The organism is Kitasatospora sp. MAP5-34, assembly GCF_029894335.1.
Lineage (GTDB): Bacteria > Actinomycetota > Actinomycetes > Streptomycetales > Streptomycetaceae > Kitasatospora.
On sequence record NZ_JARXZC010000050.1, the window covers coordinates 23,661 to 42,353 of the forward strand.

Annotated in this window: 15 protein-coding genes and 1 pseudogene; 6 read left to right on the forward strand and 10 right to left on the reverse strand. The window is 70.5% G+C overall.

All coding sequences use genetic code 11. The features are described from left to right. Positions 1 to 7 precede the first annotated feature (7 nt). Positions 8 to 949 (reverse strand): heme o synthase, encoded by a 942-nt coding sequence (locus P3T29_RS29300; RefSeq protein ID WP_280719698.1) that lies wholly within the window; start codon positions 947 to 949, stop codon positions 8 to 10. Positions 950 to 1,394: 445 nt separating this feature from the next. On the opposite strand from P3T29_RS29300, the gene tkt reads away from it, so the two are divergent. The 5 genes from tkt (at position 1,395) to pgl (ending at position 8,345) form a co-directional block, all read left to right on the forward strand. Next, positions 1,395 to 3,494 carry a transketolase gene (gene tkt, locus P3T29_RS29305; protein WP_280719699.1) on the forward strand — a complete coding sequence of 700 codons (2,100 nt, stop codon included), beginning with the start codon at positions 1,395 to 1,397 and terminating at the stop codon, positions 3,492 to 3,494. A 220-nt stretch (positions 3,495 to 3,714) separates the two neighbouring features. Beyond that, positions 3,715 to 4,836: a transaldolase gene (gene tal / locus P3T29_RS29310; RefSeq protein ID WP_280719700.1), complete on the forward strand. Its 1,122-nt coding sequence runs from the start codon at positions 3,715 to 3,717 to the stop codon at positions 4,834 to 4,836. 88 nt (positions 4,837 to 4,924) lie between these two features. Beyond that, a complete protein-coding gene (gene zwf, locus P3T29_RS29315) occupies positions 4,925 to 6,445 on the forward strand; it encodes a glucose-6-phosphate dehydrogenase (protein WP_280719711.1) in 1,521 nt (506 codons plus the stop codon). After that, on the forward strand, positions 6,442 to 7,560 hold the full coding sequence (opcA, locus tag P3T29_RS29320; protein WP_280719701.1) for a glucose-6-phosphate dehydrogenase assembly protein OpcA: 1,119 nt from the start codon (positions 6,442 to 6,444) through the stop codon (positions 7,558 to 7,560). The genes zwf and opcA overlap by 4 nt, the downstream gene beginning before the upstream one ends. Then, on the forward strand, positions 7,557 to 8,345 hold the full coding sequence (gene pgl, locus P3T29_RS29325) for a 6-phosphogluconolactonase (RefSeq protein WP_280719702.1): 789 nt from the start codon (positions 7,557 to 7,559) through the stop codon (positions 8,343 to 8,345). Before opcA ends, pgl begins: the two co-directional genes overlap by 4 nt. 254 nt (positions 8,346 to 8,599) lie before the next feature. Here the strand turns inward: pgl and P3T29_RS29330 are convergent, their stop codons facing one another. From P3T29_RS29330 to uvrC, 9 genes are all read right to left on the reverse strand, one after another. After that, complete coding sequence (locus tag P3T29_RS29330; RefSeq protein WP_104818705.1) at positions 8,600 to 8,935, reverse strand: RNA polymerase-binding protein RbpA; 336 nt, start codon at positions 8,933 to 8,935, stop codon at positions 8,600 to 8,602. A 258-nt stretch (positions 8,936 to 9,193) separates the two neighbouring features. Beyond that, the gene (gene secG, locus P3T29_RS29335; protein WP_280719703.1) at positions 9,194 to 9,430 is read right to left on the reverse strand and encodes a preprotein translocase subunit SecG; all 237 of its coding nucleotides are present in this window, start codon (positions 9,428 to 9,430) and stop codon (positions 9,194 to 9,196) included. A gap of 86 nt (positions 9,431 to 9,516) precedes the next feature. Next, positions 9,517 to 10,302 carry a triose-phosphate isomerase gene (tpiA, locus tag P3T29_RS29340; RefSeq protein ID WP_280719704.1) on the reverse strand — a complete coding sequence of 262 codons (786 nt, stop codon included), beginning with the start codon at positions 10,300 to 10,302 and terminating at the stop codon, positions 9,517 to 9,519. A gap of 4 nt (positions 10,303 to 10,306) precedes the next feature. Further along, positions 10,307 to 11,512 (reverse strand): phosphoglycerate kinase, encoded by a 1,206-nt coding sequence (locus P3T29_RS29345; protein WP_280719705.1) that lies wholly within the window; start codon positions 11,510 to 11,512, stop codon positions 10,307 to 10,309. Between the two features lie 227 nt (positions 11,513 to 11,739). After that, a complete protein-coding gene (gene gap / locus P3T29_RS29350) occupies positions 11,740 to 12,744 on the reverse strand; it encodes a type I glyceraldehyde-3-phosphate dehydrogenase (RefSeq protein ID WP_280719706.1) in 1,005 nt (334 codons plus the stop codon). A 250-nt stretch (positions 12,745 to 12,994) separates the two neighbouring features. Continuing rightward, on the reverse strand, positions 12,995 to 13,975 hold the full coding sequence (whiA, locus tag P3T29_RS29355; RefSeq protein ID WP_280719707.1) for a DNA-binding protein WhiA: 981 nt from the start codon (positions 13,973 to 13,975) through the stop codon (positions 12,995 to 12,997). Then, on the reverse strand, positions 13,966 to 14,937 hold the full coding sequence (gene yvcK, locus P3T29_RS29360) for a uridine diphosphate-N-acetylglucosamine-binding protein YvcK (RefSeq protein WP_280719712.1): 972 nt from the start codon (positions 14,935 to 14,937) through the stop codon (positions 13,966 to 13,968). The genes whiA and yvcK overlap by 10 nt, the downstream gene beginning before the upstream one ends. Positions 14,938 to 15,129: 192 nt before the next feature. Beyond that, a complete protein-coding gene (gene rapZ, locus P3T29_RS29365) occupies positions 15,130 to 16,041 on the reverse strand; it encodes an RNase adapter RapZ (protein ID WP_280719708.1) in 912 nt (303 codons plus the stop codon). Between the two features lie 118 nt (positions 16,042 to 16,159). Next, entirely contained in the window at positions 16,160 to 18,295 is a 2,136-nt protein-coding gene (gene uvrC, locus P3T29_RS29370) for an excinuclease ABC subunit UvrC (RefSeq protein ID WP_280719709.1), read from the reverse strand. A 38-nt stretch (positions 18,296 to 18,333) separates the two neighbouring features. On the opposite strand from uvrC, the pseudogene P3T29_RS29375 reads away from it, so the two are divergent. Beyond that, positions 18,334 to 18,598: pseudogene (locus P3T29_RS29375) on the forward strand (RNA-guided endonuclease TnpB family protein); the annotation flags it as partial. Positions 18,599 to 18,693: the final 95 nt, after the last annotated feature.

The window sequence follows — 18,693 nt, forward strand, 5'->3', positions numbered from 1 at the left end:
CGGGCCGTTACCTGACGAACGGGTCCACCGCGACGACCACGAAGAGCAGGGTCAGGTAGGTGATGGACCAGTGGAACAGCCGCATCTCCTTGAGCTTCGCGCCGACCACCCCGGCCTTGGCGCGGGCGTGCAGGCCGTGCGCCTCCTTGAGCCAGAACGCGCCGAGCAGCACCGCCGAGGCTGGGTACAGCCAGCTGGTGTGGGCCAGCGGCCACAGGGCCAGCGAGACGGCGACCATCACCCAGGAGTACGCGATGATCTGGCGTGCCACCACCAGGTTGCCCTTGACCACCGGGAGCATCGGCACGTTGGCCCTCGCATAATCCTCGCGGACCTTCATCGAGAGCACCCAGGTGTGCGGCGGCGTCCAGAAGAAGATGACCAGGAAGAGCACCAGCGCGGACCAGGACACCGAGTCGGTGACGGCGGCCCAGCCGACGAAGACCGGCATGCAGCCGGCGATGCCGCCCCAGACGATGTTCTGCGCGGTGCGGCGCTTCAGGCCCAGGGTGTAGACGAAGACGTAGAAGAGGAGGGCGGCCAGCGCCAGGCCGGAGGACAGCCAGTTGACCAGCAGCCCGAGCCAGAGCGTCGAGCCGACGGCCAGCGCGATGCCGAAGACCAGCGCCTCGCGCGGCGACACCATGCCGGTGACCAGCGGGCGGCGCTCGGTCCGGGACATCAGGGCGTCGATGTCGCGGTCGATGTACATGTTGAGCGAATTGGCACCGCCGGCCGACATGTAGCCGCCGACGACGACGTAGAGGACGAGCAGCGGATCGGGCACCCCGCGCTGGGCCAGGAACATCACCGGGACCGTCGTGATCAACAGCAGCTCGATGATCCGAGGCTTGGTCAGTGCGACGAATGCCCCGACACGGGCCCCGAACGGCCGGTGCGCAGGGGTCGTCCCGGCCACCCCGGCAGGGCGGGATTCGACGGCGGTCACGAACACCCCAACTCAAGATGAAACTTCACAGGCGTCCCCGGGACCGCTAGGTGCCGATGCGTTCGCCATGCGCGTACCACGCCACCTTAGACGCTCCATATCTCCCGACCGGCCCCGGGGTCCCCCGGCGAGGCGGAACCGCACACCGCCGGGTGAATCCGCCCAAAACGCCCGCCGATCGTCCCGCTCCCCGGACGGGCAAAGCCGAACGATCCGGGTCAGGGTAGGACAGGGGACCTGCCACAGTCCGAGGGAATCGCGACCACACCTTTCCCGGTGGTCCTGGCAAGCGGGACGGGGGCCACTCGGACGGTAGGCTCGCACAGAGAAGCGGGATCAACCCTCCGTGACCGGCACCATCCATGCGTCAGGCCCACAGCGCCGTGGCCGACCCGGTCCCTCATCACGGGGTCACTCTTCAATATGGAAGGAGCCCTGAGACAGGGTGAGCACCACGCCGACGAACGCATTCGAGTGGACCGAGCTGGATCAGCGGACCGTCGACACGGCCCGGGTCCTGGCCATGGACGCAGTCCAGAAGGTCGGGAACGGACACCCCGGGACGGCCATGTCGCTGGCCCCCGCGGCATACCTGATCTTCCAGCGCTTTCTGCGCCACGACCCCACCGACCCGGCCTGGGCGGGGCGCGACCGCTTCGTGCTCTCTCCCGGGCACACCTCGCTGACCCTTTACACCCAGCTCTACCTCTCGGGTTACGGTCTGTCACTGGACGACCTGAAGGCCTTCCGGGTCGCGGGCAGCCGCACCCCGGGCCACCCGGAGCACGGGCACACGGCCGGCGTCGAGACCACCACCGGTCCGCTGGGCCAGGGCATCGCGAACGCCGTGGGCATGGCGATGGCCGCCCGCTACGAGCGCGGCCTGTTCGACCCGGCGGCTCCGGCGGGCGAGAGCCCGTTCGACCACACCATCTGGGCGATCGTCTCCGACGGCGACCTGGAGGAGGGCATCTCGGCCGAGGCGTCCTCGCTGGCCGGGCACCAGGCACTGGGCAACCTGGTCGCGCTGTACGACGACAACCACATCTCGATCGAGGGCGACACCGCCACCGCGTTCTCCGAGGACGTGCTCGCGCGGTACGAGGCGTACGGCTGGCACGTGCAGCGGGTGACGCCGAAGTCCGACGGTGACGTCGACGTGCACGCGCTCGCGACCGCGCTGGACGCGGCCAGGGCCGAGACCGCGCGCCCGTCGATCATCGCGATGCGCACGATCATCGCCTGGCCGGCCCCCGACGCGCAGAACACCGCGAAGGCGCACGGCTCCGCGCTCGGCGACGCCGAGATCGCGGCGACCAAGAAGGTGCTGGGCTTCGACCCGCAGAAGACCTTCGAGGTCACCGAGACCGTCATCAACCACGCGCGCGAGGTCATCCAGCGTGGCAAGGCCGTCCGTGGCGAGTGGGAGAAGTCGTTCCACGCCTGGCGCGAGGCCAACCCGAAGCACGCCGCCGAGTTCGACCGGATCACGGCGGGCGAGCTGCCGGACGGCTGGGAGAAGCACGTCCCGGTCTTCCCGGCCGGCAAGGACGTCGCGACCCGCAAGGCGTCCGGTGACACCCTCAAGGCGATCGGTTCGGTCATCCCGGAGCTGTGGGGCGGCTCGGCCGACCTCGCGGAGTCCAACCTGACCACCATCGACGAGGACAGCTCCTTCCTCCCCGAGGGCAACCCGCTGAAGTCGGCCAGCCCGTACGGCCGGACGATCCACTTCGGCATCCGCGAGCACGCCATGGGCTCGACCATGAACGGCATCGCGCTGCACGGCAACACCCGCGTGTTCGGCGGCACCTTCCTGGTCTTCGCCGACTACATGCGCCCGGCCGTCCGCCTCGCCGCGCTGATGAAGCTGCCGGTGACGTACGTCTGGACGCACGACTCGATCGGCCTCGGCGAGGACGGCCCGACCCACCAGCCGGTCGAGCACCTGGCCGCGCTGCGGGCCATCCCGGGCCTGGCCATGGTCCGCCCGGCCGACGCCAACGAGACCGCCGTCGCCTGGCGCACCATCATGGAGCGCCACTTCAGCCACCCCGGCCCGGTCGGCCTGGCGCTCACCCGGCAGAACGTGCCGACCTACGACCGCGAGGTGTTCGGCTCCGCCGACCTCACGGCCAAGGGCGGTTACGTGCTGGCCGAGGCGTCCGACAGCGCGCCCAAGGTGATCCTGATCGGCACCGGCTCCGAGGTCCAGCTCGCCGTCGCGGCGCGCGAGGCGCTGGAGGCCGACGGCATCCCCACCCGCGTGGTGTCGATGCCCTCGATCGAGTGGTTCAACGAGCAGGACCAGGCGTACCGCGACAGCGTGCTGCCGCCGAACGTCCGGGCCCGGGTCTCGGTCGAGGCGGGCATCGCCCAGGGCTGGCGCGAGCTGGTCGGCGACGCCGGTCGGATCATCAGCCTGGAGCACTTCGGTGCCTCCGCCGACTACAAGGTGCTCTTCCAGGAGTTCGGCCTGACCGCCGAGGCCGTGGCGGGCGCCGCGCGCGCCTCGCTGCGTACGGTCGAGGCCGTCTCCCGCTAGCACCGCCACGGCCCGCGAGCCGAAGGACGCGCCGATGCCGAAAGCGACGAGCGACAAGCGACGAAGGAGCGCCGGAGCGAGGAGCGTTGGCATCGGGTACGAGCGTCCGGAGGCGAGCGGGCAGCAGCGCGGCCGCGTAACTGACCGCACATCAGTTGCGCGGCCCCGTCTGACTACCCCACAGCACAGACGAAGTAGACGAAGAAGAGGATGAAGGACCATGACTGACGCACTGAAGCGCCTCAGCGACGAAGGCGTAGCGATCTGGCTGGACGACCTCAGCCGCGAGCGTCTGAACACCGGCAACCTCGCCGAGCTGGTGCAGACCAAGCACGTGGTCGGTGTCACGACCAACCCGACCATCTTCCAGAAGGCCATCGGCAGCGGGCACTCCTCGTACGACGCCCAGCTGCGCGACCTGGCCGTCCGCAAGGTCACCACGGACGAGGCCGTCCGCATGATCACCACCAGCGACGTGCGCGACGCGGCCGACGTGCTGCGCCCGGTCTACGACGCGAGCAACGGCCGCGACGGCCGGGTCTCCATCGAGGTCGACCCGCGCCTGGCGCACGAGACCGCCGCGACCGTCGCCGAGGCCAAGCAGCTGTGGTGGCTGGTGGACCGTCCGAACGTGTTCATCAAGATCCCCGCCACCAAGGCCGGCCTGCCCGCCATCGCCGAGGTGCTCGGCCGGGGCATCAGCGTCAACGTCACGCTGATCTTCTCGCTGGAGCGCTACCGCGAGGTCATGGACGCCTTCCTGACCGGTCTGGAGACGGCCAAGGCCGCCGGGCTGGACCTCTCGCAGATCGAGTCCGTCGCCTCCTTCTTCGTCTCCCGCGTGGACACCGAGATCGACAAGCGCCTCTCCAAGATCGACGCCGAGGCCACCGAGCTGAAGTCCAAGGCGGCCCTCGCCAACGCCCGCCTCGCCTACCAGGCGTACGAGGAAATCTTCTCCTCCGAGCGCTGGAACGCGCTGGAGTCGGCCGGCGCCAAGGCGCAGCGCCCGCTCTGGGCCTCGACCGGCGTCAAGGACCCGGCCCTGCCGGACACCCTGTACGTGACCGAGCTGGTCGCCCCCGGCACCGTCAACACCATGCCGGAGGCCACCCTGGACGCCACCGGCGACCACGGCGTCATCACCGGTGACACCATCACCCCGAACTACGCCGACGCCAAGGCCGTGATGGACGCCATCGCCGCCGTCGGCGTGGACTACGACGACGTCGTCCAGGTGCTGGAGGACGAGGGCGTCGAGAAGTTCGAGCAGTCCTGGAACGAGCTGCTCGACACCGTCACCGCGTCGCTGGCCCGCTTCGCCGCCGCAGACGAGAAGTGACCTCCCCGCTCACAGCATCCCCACGGAAAGCGGAGCCCATTCAGTGAGCAACGACTACCCCGAGGTCGAGCAGGGCGATCCCCCGCTCGTGCCCGAGAATCCGCTGCGTGACCCAGCCGACCGCCGGCTGCCGCGCATCGCCGGGCCGTCCGGCCTGGTCATCTTCGGCGTGACCGGCGACCTGTCGCGCAAGAAGCTGATGCCTGCCATCTACGACCTCGCCAACCGGGGTCTGCTGCCGCCGGGCTTCTCGCTCGTCGGGTTCGCCCGCCGCGAGTGGGAGGACGAGGACTTCGCCAAGGAGGTCCACGACGCCGTCAAGGAGCACGCCCGGACCCCCTTCCGCGAGGAGGTCTGGCAGCAGCTGGCGAAGGGCATGCGCTTCGTCCAGGGCACCTTCGACGACGACGAGGCGTTCGAGACCCTCCGCAAGACGATCGCGGAGCTCGACGAGGAGCAGGGTACCGGCGGCAACTTCGCCTTCTACCTCTCCGTCCCGCCGAAGTTCTTCCCGAACGTCGTCCAGCAGCTCAAGAAGCACGGGCTGGCCGACCCGCCGCAGGGCTCCTGGCGCCGCGCGGTGATCGAGAAGCCGTTCGGTCACGACCTGGCGAGCGCCCAGGAACTGAACAAGGTCGTCCACGAGGTCTTCCCCCGGGACGAGGTCTTCCGGATCGACCACTACCTCGGCAAGGAGACCGTCCAGAACATCCTGGCGCTCCGCTTCGCCAACACCATGTTCGAGCCGATCTGGAACCGGTCGTACGTCGACCACGTGCAGATCACCATGGCCGAGGACATCGGCATCGGCGGCCGGGCCGGGTACTACGACGGCATCGGCTCGGCCCGGGACGTCATCCAGAACCACCTGCTCCAGCTGATGGCCCTCACCGCCATCGAGGAGCCGGCCTCCTTCCACCCGAAGGCCCTGGTCGCCGAGAAGCTGAAGGTGCTCAGCGCCGTCAAGCTCCCCGACGACCTCGGCAAGCACACCGTGCGCGGCCAGTACGCGACCGGCTGGCAGGGCGGCGAGGAGGTGCTCGGATACCTTGACGAGGACGGCATCGACCCCGAGTCCAAGACCGACACCTTCGCGGCCATCAAGCTGGAGATCAACAACCGCCGCTGGGCGGGCGTCCCGTTCTACCTGCGGACCGGCAAGCGCCTGGGCCGCCGGGTGACCGAGATCGCGGTGGTCTTCCAGCGCGCGCCGTACCTGCCGTTCGACTCCTACGCGACCGAGGAGCTGGGGCAGAACGCCCTGGTCATCCGGGTGCAGCCGGACGAGGGCGTCACCGTGCGGTTCGGCTCCAAGGTGCCGGGGACCTCGTTCGAAGTCCGGGACGTCACGATGGACTTCGCCTACGGCGAGTCGTTCACCGAGTCCAGCCCGGAGGCGTACGAGCGGCTCATCCTGGACGTGCTGCTCGGCGACGCCAACCTGTTCCCGCGTCACCAGGAGGTCGAGCTCTCCTGGGAGATCCTCGACCCGATCGAGAAGTACTGGGACACCCACGGCAAGCCCGCCCAGTACCCCTCGGGGACCTGGGGCCCCGCCGAGGCGGACGAGATGCTCGCACGAGACGGCAGGAGCTGGCGGCGGCCATGAAGATCGACCTGACGGACACCACGTCGAGCAAGATCAACGCTGCGTTGATGAACGCGCGGCGGGCCGGCGGCGCGACCGCCGCCGGCATGGTGCTGACCCTCGTCATCGTCACCGACGAGGGCAGCGCGTACGACGCCCTCAAGGCGGCCAACGACGCCTCCCGCGAGCACCCCTCGCGGATCCTGGCGGTCATCAAGCGCGCGGGCCGCTCGCCCCGGGCCCGCGCCGAGACCCGGCTGGACGCCGAGATCCTGGTCGGCGCCGACGTCGGCTCGGGCGAGACGGTCGTCCTGCGGATGCACGGCGAACTCGCCGCGCACGCGCAGTCGGTCGTCCTGCCGCTGCTGCTGCCGGACGCCCCCGTGGTCGTCTGGTGGCCGGAGAACTCCCCGCAGCACCCGGCGCAGGATCCGCTCGGCGCGATCGCCCAGCGCCGGATCACCGACGCCGTGACGGCCGAGTCGCCGGTCGGGCAGCTCGCCCAGCGGGCCGCCAGCTACACCCCCGGTGACACCGACCTGGCCTGGACCCGGATCACCGGCTGGCGCTCGATGCTGGCCGCCGCCCTGGACCAGTACCCGGCGAAGATCACCTCCGCCGTGGTCGAGGGCGAGTCCTACAACCCGAGCGTCGAGCTGCTCGGGCTGTGGCTGACGACCCGTCTGCACGTCCCGGTCGAACGGGTCGTCACCGGGGGCCCCGGCATCACCTCCGTCACGCTCCGCACCAAGGACGGCGCCATCACACTGGACCGTCCCGACGGTCTGATGGGCACCCTCTCGATGCCGGGCGCGCCGGACCGTCAGGTCGCGCTCAAGCGCCGGGAGACGTCCGAGCTGATCGCCGAGGAACTGCGGCGCCTCGACCCGGACGACATCTACGCGGCAGCCGTCCGCACCCCCGTCGAGCGGCTCCGCGAGCCGGCTGCGGCCCAGGCGCACCCTGGTCCGGACCCGGACCCGGAGCCGGCTCCCGTGGTGGTCGAGGCGTCCGTCGCCAACCCCGCCCGGGTGACCGCCAAGGTGCCGGCTGCCAAGAAGACGGTGGCCGGCAAGACCGAGGCCGGCAAGACGGCGGCCAAGAAGGCCGCTCCCCGCAAGCGGAGCGGCTCGTGACCGCCGGCGTCCCGCAGCTCGTCGTGCACCGCGACAAGCAGCTGATGGCCCAGGCGGCGGCCGCCCGGCTCATCACCCGCATCGTGGACGCCCAGTCCGCCCGTGGGACCGCCTCGGTGGTCCTCACGGGCGGGCGGAACGGCAACGCCCTGCTCGCCGCGATCGCCGCCTCCCCGGCGCGCGACGCGGTGGACTGGGCGCACCTGGACCTCTGGTGGGGCGACGAGCGTTTCGTCCCGTCGGACGATCCGGAGCGCAACGCCGTCCAGGCCCGCGACGAACTGCTGGACGCCGTCCCGCTCGACCCGGCGCGCGTCCACCCGATGCCCGCCTCGGACGGCGTGGACGGCTCCGACGTGGAGGCGGCAGCCGCCCGCTACGCGGACGAGCTGGCGAAGGCCACCCTCCCGGGCGACCGGGACGGGGTGCCCACCTTCGACGTGCTGCTGCTCGGCGTCGGCCCGGACACCCACGTCGCCTCGCTGTTCCCGGAGCACCCGGGCGTCCGGGAGGCCGAACGCACGGTGATCGGCGTCCGGGGAGCCCCCAAGCCCCCGCCCACCCGCATCTCCCTGACCCTCCCGGCCATCCGGGCGGCCCGCGAGGTCTGGCTGCTGGCAGCGGGCGAGGACAAGGCCGACGCGGTCGCCCTGGCCCTCTCGGGCCCCGGCGAGATCCAGGCCCCCGCCTCCGGGGCCCACGGCCGTAGCCGCACCCTCTGGCTCCTCGACCGCGCCGCCGCGTCGAAGATCCCGGCCGGGCTGTACCCGCCCGCCTCGGCGTGAGCGGTCGGTGAGGCCCGGTCCCGGTCAACGGGGCCGGGCCTCACCGCTTTTGGTGCAACTCTCCGGCAGGGGACGGCGAACACACCATCAGCGGCGGGCAGTTCCGTGACGTGATCCGGGCCGGAGGCTCAAGGGCCGCTCCACCCCCAGCTCGTCCGACTCCCCCGGCTCGCCCGGCTCGTCCGACTCCCCCAGCTCCGCTGATGACGAAGGGCGCCACCGTTGACCGGTGGCGCCCTGTCGTTGAGGTCTGCTCAGATCTCGCCGCGCAGCTTGGCGAGGGCCTCGGCGAGGATGGCCTCGCCGTCGGCGTCGGTGCGGCGCTCGCGGACGTACGCGAGGTGGGTCTTGTAGGGCTCGTTGCGCGAGGGGGCGGGCGGGTTGTGCTCGTCCTGGCCGGCCGGGAAGCCGCAGCGCGGACAGTCCCAGGTCTCCGGGATGACGGCCTCGGCGGCGAAGCTGGGACGGGTCTCGTGCTTGTTGGCGCACCAGAAGGAGATCCGGCTGCGGGGAGCGGACTCGCCGCGCTCCGCCTCGCCCATCGGGCCGGCGCCGACTCTGCTGCCACGGATGGCGTTGCCACTTGCCACGGTCTGACTCCCTGCGTGCTGTTGCGATGCGATCTCGGCCGGTGCCCGGACGGGGGCTGCCCGTATCCGTGAGCGGCAGGGGCGGCGGCCGGTATCCATTGCCGCCCGGCCGCGGCCTGCGGACGGTGGCGAAGTTGTCTTAGTGTAAGCAGCAGTTAAGGATCTGTCCCCACCGCCTCCGACACTCGCCTCACTCAGGATAAGCAGACGGTCGACGCACCGTCAGATCAGCGGCGAATCAGTGGTGTGCCCGTCTGGTCAGACCTTGTACTTGAGGATCAGGCCGAGCGTGACGATGCAGGCGAACCAGCCCAGCGCCACGATGATCGTGATGCGGTCGAGGTTGCGCTCGGCGACGGCGGAGCCGCCACCGGCGGACATCGAGCCACCGCCGAACATGTCGGAAAGGCCGCCGCCCTTCCCCTTGTGCAGCAGCACCAGGATGATCATCAGCACGCTGAAGATGATCAGGGCAATCGAGAACCCGATAACCACGACGGGACCAACTCTCTCGTTCAATCGGCGAAGGGCCGGACCACTCGAAGCGGTCCGGCCCCAAAGCCTACGTTGCTGCGGCGGCGTTAGCCTACTGCCTGGTCACGGAAGCGCACGATCTTGACGAACTCGTCGGCGTCAAGAGCGGCGCCACCGATCAGCGCACCGTCCACATCGGGCTTGGCCATCAGGCCGGCCGCGCTGGCGGCCTTCACCGAACCGCCGTACAGAACGCGGACCTTGTCGGCCAGCTCGGCCGAGTACAGCTCGGCCAGCCGACCACGGATCGCCCCGCAGACCTCCTGGGCGTCCTCGGGGGTCGCCACCTCGCCGGTGCCGATCGCCCAGACCGGTTCGTACGCGACGACGATCTGCTCGGCGTCCGAGGCGGGCACGCCGTCGAGCGCGCCGTCGAGCTGCGCCAGGGTGTACGCGACGTGCGTACCGGCCTTGCGGATCTCCAGCGGCTCGCCGATGCACAGGATCGGCAGGATGCCGTTCCGGTACGCAGCCTTGACCTTGGCGTTGACGATCTCCTCGTTCTCGCCGTGGTACTGGCGGCGCTCCGAGTGGCCGATGGCCACGTAGGTGCACTTCAGCTTGGCCAGCATCGGGCCGGAGACCTCACCGGTGTAGGCACCGGAGTCGTGGGCCGAGAGGTCCTGGGCGCCGTACTTGATCTTCAGCTTGTCGCCGTCGACCAGGGTCTGCACCGAACGGAGGTCGGTGAACGGCGGCAGGACGGCGACCTCGACGGCCTCGTAGTCCTTGTCGGCCAGCGCGAAGGCCAGCTTCTGGGTGTGGGCGATGGCCTCGAGGTGGTTGAGGTTCATCTTCCAGTTGCCCGCCATCAGCGGGAGACGGTCGCTCATCGGTTCAGCCTTCCAGGGCGGCGAGACCGGGGAGGGTCTTGCCCTCCAGGTACTCGAGGCTCGCGCCTCCGCCGGTCGAGATGTGCCCGAACTTCGTCTCGTCGAAGCCCAGGATGCGGACGGCCGCGGCGGAGTCGCCGCCACCGACCACGGTGAACGCGTCGCTCTCCAGCAGGGCCGCCGCAACGGCCTTGGTGCCCTCGGCGAAGGTCGGGTGCTCGAAGACGCCGACCGGGCCGTTCCAGAACACCGTCTTGGCGTCGGCCAGCTTCGCGGCGAACAGCTCGCGGGTCTTCGGGCCGATGTCCAGGCCCTCCTTGTCGGCGGGGATCTTGTCCGCGTCGACGATCTCGAAGTCCGGGACCGGCTTGAAGGTCTTGGTGTCGGGGAAGTGCGCCGAGACCGAGATGTCCACCGGCAGCACGAACTCGACGCCGTTGGCCTTGGCCCGCTCCAGGTACTCCAGGACGACCGGGATCTGGTCCTTCTGCAGCAGCGAGATGCCGACCTCGTGGCCCAGGGCCGCGAGGAAGGTGTACGCCATGCCGCCGCCGATCAGGATCCGGTCGGCCTTGCCCAGCAGGTTGTCGATCACGCCGACCTTGTCGGACACCTTGGAGCCGCCGAGCACGACGACGTACGGGCGCTCGACCTCCTCGGTGAGCCGCTTGAGCACGGCCACCTCGGTGGCGATCAGGTCGCCGACGGCGTGCGGCAGGCGGGCCGGCAGGTCGTACACCGAGGCGTGCTTGCGGTGCACGGCGCCGAAGCCGTCGCCGACGTACAGGTCGGCCAGCTCGGCGAGCTGGTCGGCGAAGGCGCCGCGCTCGGCGTCGTCCTTGGCCGTCTCACCGGCGTTGAAGCGCAGGTTCTCCAGCAGCGTGACCTCGCCGTCGGCCAGGGCGGCGACGGTGGCCTTCGCGCTGTCGCCCACGGTGTCGGTCGCGAAGGCGACGGACGTACCGAGGATCTCGCCGAGGCGGACGGCGACGGGGGCGAGGGAGAACTGCGGGTCGGGCTCGCCCTTGGGACGGCCCAGGTGCGAGGCGACGATCACCTTGGCGCCGGCCTGCAGCAGCTTGGCGATGGTCGGCGCGACGGCGCGGATCCGGCCGTCGTCGGTGATGGTGGCACCCGACAGCGGCACGTTGAGGTCGGCGCGGACGAACACGCGCTTGCCTGCGACGTTGAGGTCTTCGATGGTCTTCACGGTCTTCGGTCTCCTGGGGAGAAGGTGGCGCGAGAGAGCCTGCCACGTGCCGCGCACCCTGGGGAGGGCGGGGCGGCGCAACGGGCGGGCGGCACAGCGGCGGGCCGCCGAGATCGAGGGCGAGGGAGCGCACCGGATCGACACGGGGAGGCGCAGAGGAAGGGCCCGGACGGCTGTCTGCGCCTTCCGGGCCCCACGCCTCTTACGTCACGTCAGCTTTCGCTGCGTCAGAGCTGGCCACCGACGAGGGAGGTCAGGTTGACGAGGCGGTTCGAGTAGCCCCACTCGTTGTCGTACCAGCCGAAGATCTTGACCTGGTTGCCCTGGACCATGGTCATCAGGGAGTCGAAGATCGTGGAGAACGGCGAGTTCACGATGTCGGAGGAGACGATCGGGTCCTCGGTGTACTGCAGGATGCCCTTGAGGTTGCCCTCGGACGCCTTCAGGAAGGCGGCGTTGACCTCCTCGACGGTGACCTCACGCTCGAGGGTCACGACGAGATCGGTGATGGAGCCGGTCGGGACCGGGACGCGCAGCGAGGTGCCGTCCAGCTTGCCCTTGAGCTCCGGGATGACCAGGGCGGTGGCCTTGGCGGCACCGGTCGAGGTCGGGATGATGTTCAGCGAGGCGGCACGGGCGCGGCGCAGATCGTTGTGCGGGAAGTCCAGCGTGACCTGGTCGTTGGTGAACGCGTGCACCGTCGTCATCATGCCCTTGACGATGCCGAAGTTCTCCAGCAGGACCTTCGCCATCGGCGCCACGCAGTTGGTGGTGCACGAGGCGTTGGAGATGATGGTGTGGTTCGCGGCGTCGTACTTGTCGTCGTTGACACCCATCACGATGGTGACGTCTTCGTCGCTCGCGGGGGCGGAGATGATGACCTTCTTGGCGCCGGCGGCGATGTGCTTCTTCGCAGCCTCGGCCTTGGTGAAGATGCCGGTCGACTCGACGACGATGTCGATGCCCAGCTCACCCCAGGGAAGGTTGGCCGGGTCACGCTCGGCGATGACCTTGAAGGTCTTGCCGTCGACCGTGATGCTGTCGGCGGTGTGGCTGACCTCGGCCTGGAGGGTGCCGAGGATCGAGTCGTACTTGAGCAGGTGAGCCAGGGTCTTGGTGTTGGTCAGGTCGTTGACACCGACGATCTCGATGTCCGCGCCCTGAGCCCGAACCGCGCGGAAGAAGTTGCGGCCAATGCGGCCGAATCCGTTGATGCCTACCCGGATCGTCACGAAACCGATCTCCTTTAGGTACGCCGGAACTATGCCGACGGGGTGGAAATGGGATGTCCCCGACCACCCATGACCCTACCCTCCTGCGGGTCAGCGGGGCACACCGCCTCTCCGGCCGCATGTCCAGAGCCCGGCGGGTGACTTCGGACACGCGGGCTTCTGACGCTCGGGCTTCGGACACGCGGGCCTCGGACACGCAGCGGCCGGTGCCCCGGAATGGGACACCGGCCGCTCGAGAGGTGAGACACCGTCAGCTGAGCGCCATCTCGTCGGTCAGGTTGGCCTCGGTGCTCGGCAGGCCGAGTTCGCTCGCGCGCTTGTCCGCCATCGCCAGCAGCCGGCGGATCCGGCCGGCCACCGCGTCCTTGGTGAGCGGCGGGTCGGCGAGCGCGCCCAGTTCCTCCAGCGAGGCCTGCTTGTGCTGCATCCGGAGCTGACCGGCGGCCGCCAGGTGCTCGGGCACCTCCTCGCCGAGGATCTCCAGCGCGCGCTGCACCCGGGCACCGGCCGCGACGGCCGCGCGGGCCGAGCGGCGCAGGTTCGCGTCGTCGAAGTTGGCCAGCCGGTTGGCCGTCGCCCGGACCTCGCGCCGCATCCGGCGCTCCTCCCAGGCGAGCACCGACTCGTGCGCGCCGAGCCGCGTCAACAGCGCGCCGATCGCGTCACCGTCCCGGATCACCACCCGGTCGACCCCGCGCACCTCGCGCGCCTTGGCCGGGATGCCGAGCCGCCGGGCCGCGCCCACCAGCGCGAGCGCCGCCTCGGAACCCGGGCAGGTGATCTCCAGGGAGGAGGACCTGCCGGGCTCGGTCAGCGAGCCGTGCGCCAGGAACGCCCCTCGCCAGGCCGCCTCCGCGTCACAGGTCGCACCCGAGACCACGGCCGGGGGCAGGCCCCGGATGGGCCGTCCCCTGCCGTCGACCAGCCCGGTCTGCCGGGCCAGCAATTCGCCGTCCTTCACCACCCGCACCACGTACCGGCTGCCGCGTCGCAGGCCGCCGGGGGCCATCACCACCAGATCCGAGGAGTGCCCGAAGATCTCCAGCAGGTCCTTGCGCAGCCGCCGCGCCGCAATGCCGGTGTCCAGCTCCGCCTCGATCACGATGCGGCCGCTCACAATGTGCAGCCCGCCCGCGAATCGCAGGATCGCCGAAACCTCCGCCTTGCGGCAGCAGGCCCGGGTGACGGGGAGCCGGCTGATTTCGTCCTTCACCGCTGCCGTCATCGCCATGGGCCGATCCTTCCATGTGTCCGGAAAATCCGGTCGTACGCAGCCGCCAAGAGCTCTGGGTCGTGTCGCGGGGTTCCGTCGGCCGCCGCGACCCGGTCGAGCACCAGTGCGGCCCCCATCCGGGCGGCGGCCTTCTCCAGCCCCGCGAGGTCGGCCACGCCGAAGGCGCCGCCGGTGACGGCCTGCTCGTCCACCAGGATCGCATCAACGGCCAGGCCAGGGGCATGGTCGGCGATCACGTCCAGGTGGCGTTGCGGGGTGAAGCCCTCGGTCTCACCGGGCTGCGGGGCCAGGTTGAGGGTGAGCAGGCGGCGGGCCCTGGTCTCGCAGAGGGCCTTGGCCAGCTCGGGTACGAGCAGGTGCGGCACCACGCTGGTGAACCAGGAACCGGGCCCGAGGACCACCCAGTCGGCCTCCAGGACGGCCGCGACCGCCTCCGGCACGGCGGGCGGCTGCTCGGGGAGCAGCCGGATCGACTGGACGGTCCCAGGGGTGACGGCGACGCTCGCCTGCCCCCGGACGGCGGACAGCTCGCCCGGACGGGACGGGTCGTGACCACGTACCTCGGCCTCGATGTCCAGCGGAACGGCCGACATCGGCAGCACCCTACCCTGCACGTTGAGCAGCCGGGCCACCCAGTCCAGGGCGGCCACCGGGTCGCCGAGCTTCTCCCAGAGGGCGACGATCAGCAGGTTGCCGACGGCGTGCCCGTGCAGCTCGCCGTTGCCGCTGAAGCGCTGCTGGATCACCTCGGACCAGGTACGCCCCCAGTCGTCGTCCCCGCAGAGCGCGGCGAGCGCCTTCCGCAGGTCGCCCGGCGGCAGTACGCCCAGCTCGGTCCGCAGCCGTCCGCTGGAGCCGCCGTCGTCGGCGACGGTGACCACGGCGGTGATCTCGGTGGTGAGCCGGCGCAGCGCGGAGAGCGAGGCGGAGAGGCCGTGCCCGCCGCCCAGTGCGGTGATTTTGGGCGCGCCGGGGCGGGGTCTCGGTGTGGCGGCCCTCGGACCGGCCTCGGCAGCCTTCTGCTGGACCTGCCGCGCCGCCGAGTATCCCGTCACACCGACCCCACGTTCCTGTCTCATACCTCTGTGAGCGACAGGCGGAGCGCTGGTGTCACTCCCCGCCGATCACCGTCGGGCGGCACACCCGGCCGGTCACTCCCGGCCCATGTCGCGGTGGACCAGCACCGTCTCGACACCGTCCGCGACCAGACGCTTCGTCAGCCGCTCCGACATGGCGACACTCCGGTGCTTGCCACCGGTGCAGCCTACGGCAAGTGTCATGTAACGCTTGCCCTCCCGCCGGTAGCCCTCAGCAACGATCTTGAGCAGCTCGGCGTAACCGTCCAGGAACTCGTTGGCACCGGGCTGCTGGAAGACGTAGTCGGCGACGTCGCTGTCCGTACCCGTCCGGGCACGCAGCTCGGGGACCCAGTGCGGGTTGGGCAGGAAGCGGCAGTCCACCACCAGGTCGGCGTCGACCGGGAGGCCGTACTTGAAGCCGAACGACATCACCGTGGCGCGCAGCTCGGGCTCGTCGTTGTCGGCGAACTGGGCGTCCAGCTTGGCCCGGAGCTGGTGCACGTTGAGGTTGGAGGTGTCTATCACCAGGTCGGCCTCGCCGCGCAGCTCGCGCAGCAGATCCCGCTCGCGCTCGATGCCGTCCACGATCCGGCCGTCGCCCTGCAGCGGGTGCGGACGGCGGACGCTCTCGAAGCGGCGCACCAGGGCGTCGTCCGAGGACTCCAGGAAGACCACCCGGAGCCGGACGCCGCGCTTCTCCAGCTCGGTGAGCGAGGTCAGCAGGTCGTCGAAGAACTTGCGGCCCCGGACGTCGACCACCACGCCGATCCTGGGCACCGCGCCCTGCGAGCGGGCGCCGAGGTCGACCATGGTCGGGATCAGGGCCGGCGGCAGGTTGTCCACCACGAACCAGCCCAGATCCTCCAGGCACTTCGCCGCGGTGCTGCGGCCGGCTCCGGACATGCCGGAGATGATCACAAGTTCGGGGGCGGTCTCTCCCCCGGCCTCCGGCCAGGTGGTACCCCCACTGTCGGACAGTGTCACTTCGGTTCCCCGCTCTCCATGGTTCTGCTGGGGAGAACGCGCATGGTGGCGTCCCGCATCCCCGGGCCACCCGGAAGGGTGAAGCCGGGGCGCGGGGACCGACGGGCGGCGTCGACCGTCATGGCGTCTCCGTAAGGTGCGTCGTCTGGCCGGCCGGCGCCTCGCCGCTCACGGGCTCGGCGTGGTCCGTTGCTGCGTGGTCCGTGCTGGCGTTGTCCGTGGCTGCGCTGTCCGTTCCGGTGCTGTCCGTTCCGGCGCTGTCGTCAATGATCTCGCCGGTCGCGGTGTTCACCGCAGGTGCTGCCGGTGGACGGGAAGCCAACGCTGCCGCAACAGTCTCCGCCGTCCGGCGGCCGATCCCCGGGACCTCGCAGAGCTGGTCCACCGTGGCGGCCCGCAGCTTCTTCAGCGAACCGAAGTGCTTGAGCAGCGCCTGGCGGCGAGTCTCGCCGAGGCCGGGGACGGAGTCCAGTTCCCCCGCCGTGAAGCGCTTGCCGCGCTTGGCGCGCTGGTACGTGATCGCGAAGCGGTGCGCCTCGTCCCGAACCCGCTGCAACAGGTAGAGGCCCTCGCTCGAACGCGGCAGCACCACCGGGTCGTCCTGGCCCGGCAGCCAGACCTCCTCCAGGCGCTTGGCGAGCCCGCAGAGCGCGACGTCGTCGATGCCCAGCTCCTCCAACGCGCGCTTGGCGGCGGCGACCTGCGGCTGGCCGCCGTCCACCACCAGCAGCTGCGGCGGGTAGGCGAAGCGCTTCGGGCGGCCGATGTCGTCGGTCTTCGACTCGGGACCGTCCTCGTCCCCCTGGCCGACCTCGTCCGGGAGGGCCTCCTCCGGGACGGCCCACTCCCCCGTCTGCTCCCGCTCGCGGAGGTAGCGGCGGAATCGGCGGCTGATCACCTCGTGCATCGAGCGGACGTCGTCCTGCCCCTCGAAGCCCTTGATCTGGAAGCGGCGGTACTCGCTCTTGCGGGCGAGGCCGTCCTCGAACACCACCATCGAGGCGACCACGTCCTCGCCCTGCAGGTGCGAGATGTCGAAGCACTCGATCCGCAGCGGGACGGAGTCCAACTCCAGCGCGTCGGTGATCTCCTGCAGCGCCCGGCTACGGGTCGTCAGGTCGGAGGCGCGCTTGGTCTTGTGCAGCGCCAGGCCCTGCTGGGCGTTGCGCTGGACGGTGACCATCAGGTCCTTCTTGTCGCCGCGCTGCGGCACCCGCAGGTCCACCTGCGAGCCCCGCAGGCCCGTCAGCCACTCCTGCACCGGCCCGAGCGGCTCCGGCAGCGCCGGGACGAGCACCTCGCGCGGCACCGACTCGGTGCCGCCGCCGTAGAGCTGCTGGAGCGCGTGCTCGACCAGCGCCGGGGTGTCGATGTCCTCGACCTTGTCGGTGACCCAGCCGCGCTGGCCGCGCACCCGGCCGCCCCGGACGTGGAAGATCTGCACGGCGGCTTCGAGTTCGTCCTGGGCGAGGGCGAACAGGTCGGCGTCGGTGCCGTCGGCGAGCACCACCGCGTTCTTCTCCATCGCACGCTTCAGCGCCGCTATGTCGTCGCGCAGGCGACCCGCCCGCTCGTACTCCAGCTCGGCCGCCGCCTCCTGCATCTGCTGCTCCAGGCGGCGCAGGTAACCCCCGGTGCGACCGGCCATGAAGTCGCAGAACTCCTCGGCCAGCGCGACGTGTTCGGCCTGCGAGATCTTGCCAACGCAGGGCGCGGCGCACTTGCCGATGTACCCCAGCAGGCAGGGCCGGCCGACCTGCTGGGCACGCTTGAACACCCCGTTGGAGCAGGTCCGGACCGGGAAGACCCGCAGCATCAGGTCGACCGTCTCGCGGATCGCCCAGGCATGCCCGTACGGCCCGAAGTAGCGCACGCCCTTCCGGTGCGCGCCCCTCATCACCTGGACGCGCGGGAACTCCTCGTTGAGGGTGACGGCGAGCTCCGGGTAACTCTTGTCGTCGCGGTACTTGACGTTGAAACGCGGGTCGAACTCCTTGATCCAGGAGTACTCCAGCTGGAGCGCCTCGACCTCGGTGCCCACCACCGTCCACTCGACGGAGGCGGCGGTGGTGACCATCGTCGCCGTCCGGGAGTGCAGACCCGCGAGGTCCTGGAAGTACGAGGAGAGACGCGGACGCAGGCTCTTCGCCTTGCCGACGTAGATGACCCGCCCGTGCGCGTCGCGGAACTTGTAGACGCCGGGCGAGGTCGGGATGGCCCCGGGCGCCGGACGGTACGTGGAGGGGTCGGCCATGGCTCTACCGTACCGACTCGGTCGGACACTTCGTGGGCCAGATCGCCCGGCTCCGCGCAACAGCCACGCGCCGTGCCCGCGACTGGTAGCACAAGACCACCACCGAACTCGCGGACACCTTCGGCGTCATCGGAGTGGAACGGCTCGACATCCCGAACCGGCGAGGCGTGGGGGCGCACCGTCGAGCTCCTGGCCTACAAGCTCGCCGACCGAGGCGGGCACCTGATCAAGGTCCCCGCCACCGGTACCTCACTGCGTTGTTCCGCCTGCCTCGTCACCACCCCCGGGAGCCGGGAGACCCAGGGCAGGGCTTCGGCGTAGTCGCGTGACGTCCGTTTTGTGATCACGCGAGGCCGAGGAGAGCGAGGGGCCGGGTGGCGTCGCGGGCGTTGCGGCGG

Coding starts and splice junctions, on each gene's coding strand:
- tal (WP_280719700.1), top strand. CDS start 3,715: ATGACTGACGCACTGAAGCGCCTCAGCGACGAAGGCGTAGCGATCTGG.
- opcA (WP_280719701.1), top strand. CDS start 6,442: ATGAAGATCGACCTGACGGACACCACGTCGAGCAAGATCAACGCTGCG.
- tpiA (WP_280719704.1), bottom strand. CDS start 10,302: ATGAGCGACCGTCTCCCGCTGATGGCGGGCAACTGGAAGATGAACCTC.
- whiA (WP_280719707.1), bottom strand. CDS start 13,975: ATGGCGATGACGGCAGCGGTGAAGGACGAAATCAGCCGGCTCCCCGTC.
- uvrC (WP_280719709.1), bottom strand. CDS start 18,295: ATGGCCGACCCCTCCACGTACCGTCCGGCGCCCGGGGCCATCCCGACC.